The 4,889-nt window shown below is 28.6% G+C and carries 4 protein-coding genes; all 4 read right to left on the minus strand.

Annotated elements, in window-relative coordinates; all coding sequences use genetic code 11:
- Window positions 1-607: 607 nt before the first annotated feature.
- Entirely contained in the window at window positions 608-874 is a 267-nt protein-coding gene (locus C3E89_RS09450; RefSeq protein WP_236912400.1) for a hypothetical protein, read from the minus strand.
- A 20-nt stretch (window positions 875-894) separates the two neighbouring features.
- A complete protein-coding gene (locus tag C3E89_RS09455; protein WP_236912402.1) occupies window positions 895-1,281 on the minus strand; it encodes a DUF3267 domain-containing protein in 387 nt (128 codons plus the stop codon).
- Window positions 1,282-1,696: 415 nt separating this feature from the next.
- Window positions 1,697-1,828, minus strand: coding sequence for a hypothetical protein (locus C3E89_RS13325; protein WP_272876602.1), 132 nt, complete (start codon window positions 1,826-1,828; stop codon window positions 1,697-1,699).
- Between the two features lie 70 nt (window positions 1,829-1,898).
- Window positions 1,899-4,889: UvrD-helicase domain-containing protein (locus tag C3E89_RS09460; protein ID WP_236912404.1), on the minus strand; the 2,991-nt coding region annotated here is incomplete at its 5' end.

The raw sequence follows: 4,889 nt of genomic DNA on the forward strand, positions 1-4,889 counted from the left end.
ATCTTTTACCTTTACCCCTCAATTTAGACAACCTCCCATTAATTTTTATTTTACTAAATTAGTGTGCGATTGTCCAAATAGGTTAGGGGGCTTAATAGTTTACTTATGAATATCCTTTCTATAGCCTATATTAAAAATTATAATTTCAATCTCATATTATACCCCTAGCATTTTTTGAGCTTTATCATAATTATATTAACTTATGTCTTTATTTTTACTATCGTTTATACATATATTTATATAACTATTCTTAATAGTAACATAATTTCCACCTATATCCCTAACTTCCAGTTAATAAATTTTAGCTGTAATGGTTCAGGATAGTACAGACCTTTACACTAACATCAAAAGGACATTATTTTACTTACTCCATATACTCTCCCAACGTGTTATTTAAATTAACTAATTCACATCCATAAATTCTATCCAATATTTTAATTCCATATTCCTTTTCTTCTTCACTTAACTTCCTAAAATCCTTATAAAGTCAACTAATCTTTTAGCGTAAAATTTCAACTCCGTTTTCCTTTGATTTTCGGTTAGATAAACTCCTGGATCTTCACTTGTTATTTAGCCCCCTTATATAATTCAAATATTTTTAATAGATCTATTTCTTATTTTTATATTTATTAATCGAATGTGATACAAAAGTTAACAAGATTGATGCCAATGTTAATAATATAGATATTCCTAAGGTGGGCAAAAAATATTGATATAACGATTCACTATTCCCCCGAAATAAATCTATAGCAGTAAGCATTCCCATAAGAACTAAAAATACTATGGCAGATTTCCCACTAAATATTTTTGCACCCGTATTATCCTTTAAGATCTCCAACAAGTACCTTTTACTCCCCATAACTCTTTTTTTCATTTATTTCACCCCTATCACCTCTAATAATATACATAAAAACCAGCCTCTGCCGAATGATCTTCAAATCTAACCTCTTCTGAAAACTTCAATATCTTAATTGCCATATAATAATCTCCTGCTCCACTTCCTAAAACATACCCTGCAATGAAACCCCAAAATAAATTATAACTATTGACTATAATGATTAATATTACTAAACTTAATATAATATTAGGTAACAACATAATTCCTATATATTGCCTTCTACTCATTATCAAACCCCTACAACTACAATAAGGTGCCAGAAGTTTTCTATGAAATCCAATCCTTATATCTTTCCATTTCGCCCTTCCTATAAACTTAAACCCTATCCCATGAAGTACCTCATGGATAAAAAAACAGATAATATGTAGATTACCATATACCACCTAATTCTAATGGATAAAATAGGCCTTAGTTTAAATCTTACCAATACTAAAATTAACGTAGATAATAATTGTACTACCACATAAAATTTATTTAATTTTTTATATCCACTAATATCTCTCTTTTTATAAATTAATCCTCTTTATATTTTTTATTATCTATTTTATACATATTATAACAGAACTTGTCCTCTTTTAGTAAGTGAAATCCCTAGTTCAATTCATTAGCCTATACAAATTTTCTAAGAAGGTTTATGATCTTTTAATGTATCATATGGCCATGACTTAAATCTTTTGTTAGAAAGCAGCTTAGAGGATTGTCCTATACATTGTTGCTAGAATATGGGTTCTTCGCCATATATTTATTAGAACTCACCTAATATGAAAAATTTAGATCTGAATCTAGCCCAAACAAACCTTAGTTCCTATAAATTTTGGCTAAAATAAATAGTAACCATCCTATAAAAGCTATCCACTTCTTTTCACTATTTCTCATAGATAAAATAATAATAGCTAAAATTATTGCAACTATCCCCCATACAAAATCCATCCATCAACCAACCCTTTAATCCATCTTTTTTAACCATATCGTTTAAAGGCTTACTAGCACTTCCTCCCTTCTAGCCAAATTTATCCCTTAATCTCTTTATATTATACAAAGCAATCTTATTATCTTTATCAATTTGTAGGATATCTTCATAGACCTTTAAAGCCTCTGACATTTTATTTAACTTTCTATAGCACTCCGCTAACCTAAAATAATATTTAACTTCCATGCATCCTTCTTTTATTATCATCTTATTAAAGATTATAGCCTCTTCGTCATATTGGCCTCTTTTTACCTTATAATCTGATTTTTTCTTTATTATATCTAATTTACTTTGTTTACGATTCACCGGTTGATAGTAATAATCTTTTCTGGATAATGCATTATACTCATATTCTCTAGTCTGAAAATCTACTTGATTATAATAGAATTCATCTACCTTTCTGTCATATTCAATCTCATATTCTATATCATCTAAATACTCCTCCTGATAATCATTAATAACATAACAATCATCAAATGGAAGCTCATCAAAACTTCGTGTGCCTATATCAATTCCATACTTTTCTTCATCAATCTTAATATTGTCCTGATATGAGTTAAAATTATTTTCGTGGAATCTACCATAATCTATATCCGAAAAGTCTCCCTCAATACTTAATTTATTCTGGCAATAAGGATAATTAGTACAGCCATAAAACTCCCCATATCTACTCTCTCTTTTAACCATATATCCGCCACAGCTATTACACTCTATTTGGCTATCCATAATTTCTAAATACTTCGATTGATAATCGCATAATGGATAATTGCTGCATCCCAAAAATTCACTTCCATTTCTATTATTTTTTCTCACCAATAGATAGCCCTTTTGACATTTTGGGCAATTAGGATTTTCTATTATAGAATTTGTCTCATTCGAATACTCACACTTTATATCAAACTCTTCCATTAATTCTTCCACAAAAACTGACTGCTTATAATCTGGAGCTAATAAATATGTAGTGTTCTTAGTCCTAGTCAACGCAACATAAAACAACCTTCTTTCCTCTGCAAATTCAAAATCATCTGAATCAGTTAATACTAATGATAACACCGGATCGTCCGATATTTTGTTAGGAAAACCTACTAACTTATTTTCCAGATTAATAACTATTATATTATCTGCCTCCAACCCCTTTGAACGGTGAACTGTCAAATAATTAATCTGCAATTCAGGATAACCCTTATATTTAATAATCTTATCATTGCCTGATTCAATTAACCTTAATTTCATGTCTGAATTTTTCTTACTGTCTTTCAAAAAATCTATATCAAATCTATTCCTTCCTAATACGGTTATTTTAGTATTTTCTCCATACAAATAAATTATCTCATCAATAACTTTCTTTAAGGTACCATAAATATCAAAAGCATAATTAATTATTCTTATGGGATTACTATTCCTTTTATCCGATTTTAGATTCTTTCTTAATTGATTTGGATTTTTCATCACGAAATTACCAGCAATATCAATTAATTCTTGAGAATTCCTATATGTCTTTTCAATCCTTAATAATTCATGATATCCAAAATACTTTTCAAAATTCGTAAATAAATTTATATCACTACCAGCAAACCTATATATAGATTGCCAATCATCTCCTACACACATAACCTTTGCATTAGTCCTATCTCTAATAGCCTTTATTAACTTATATCTATTCATAGATATATCCTGATACTCATCAATGATTATATATTTATAGTCAAACATCAAGTATCCATCTTTCACTATATCCGTAGCCTTATTAATCATATCATTAAAATCTATCAATCCATTTTCTCTTAGATACCCTTCATATCCTGTATATATTGGTTTAACTATATCTAAGAACAAATTGCTTCTTTGAACCAAAAATTTATTATCTATTACATTTACTTTTTCTTTTAATTCATCAAATTCATTCTCTCCATATCCATTAGATTTAAATAACTGGATAAAAGAACTTACAAGTTTAATAAACTCCTCAAAATACCTGTTTTCTTTACTATCAATTATCTCTTTATACAAATCACTAGCATTGATTTCCCCAAACTCTACTCCTTCCCGCTTCAATATTCTTTCTAATTCTGAAAGTAAAATACCTTTTTTATTATAATAAGAATATGTCTCTAATAATTTTGTTCCATGCCTTTTATGCTCTAGCCTTTTCCATGACATTCCTTTTAAGTATTTCTTTTCTTCAATTTTGCTTAACCATGGTGTCCTGCCATCCTCCGAAATACCAAAATGTTCAATATAAATATCATATTCTGGTAGATAAAAATCTGGCCTATATTTTTTTCTATATTTATTTTGCTGCTCATAAGGATACTTATATTCATAAATATAGTCTATTCCATTTAAAAATAAGAAATTAGCAATCATTAATTCTTCTAAGCTCTTTACTATTTCACCTTGTATTGTTTGCTTATCTTGTTTCTGCCTTTTTATTTCATCTCTGATTTCCTTTCTCCTATCAACCTTACTTCTCATAGTCTCTAAATCTATACTTTTATAAAAATCATAGCTTTCCCCTAGATTTTTAAACTCACTCAGATCTTTAGGGATATGTAGGTAATAACCAAAAAGGCTTAATAATAAATTCAATTGTTTATTATCTTTGTATATATTTTTCTTAAAATATATATTAATTACTTTACTCAAATTATCAGATACTTCAGGCCTAGCCTTTATATACCTAGTTATTATATCTAGACCTAACTTGTGAAAAGTCATAGATTCAATTTCTATATCCAACTTATCAGCTATTCTTTCCCTCATTTCTTCTGCAGCTTTTCTGGTAAATGAAATTAGTAAAATTTCATCGGGTTTTACATTCTTCCTATCAACTAAATACTTAACCTTAGCTGAAATAGTGAGAGTTTTTCCACTTCCCGCTCCAGCTAAAACTAAATTATTCATTTCATCTACAACAACCGCCCTACGTTGTTGTTCATCCAATGATTTGCCATCTATATTATTAAAAATATCCTCATTCAAACTTAACTCTATATTTACAAAATCTTCGTTCCACTTTTT

Origin of the sequence: Clostridium sp. Cult1, from assembly GCF_021655095.1 — a bacterium.
In the GTDB taxonomy this organism is placed as follows: domain Bacteria; phylum Bacillota; class Clostridia; order Tissierellales; family Tepidimicrobiaceae; genus Schnuerera.

Bases quoted from the DNA above. Each gene is read 5' to 3' on its own strand.
- C3E89_RS13325 (WP_272876602.1), bottom strand. From the start codon at position 1,828: ATGGATTTTGTATGGGGGATAGTTGCAATAATTTTAGCTATTATTATT.
- C3E89_RS09450 (WP_236912400.1), bottom strand. From the start codon at position 874: ATGAAAAAAAGAGTTATGGGGAGTAAAAGGTACTTGTTGGAGATCTTA.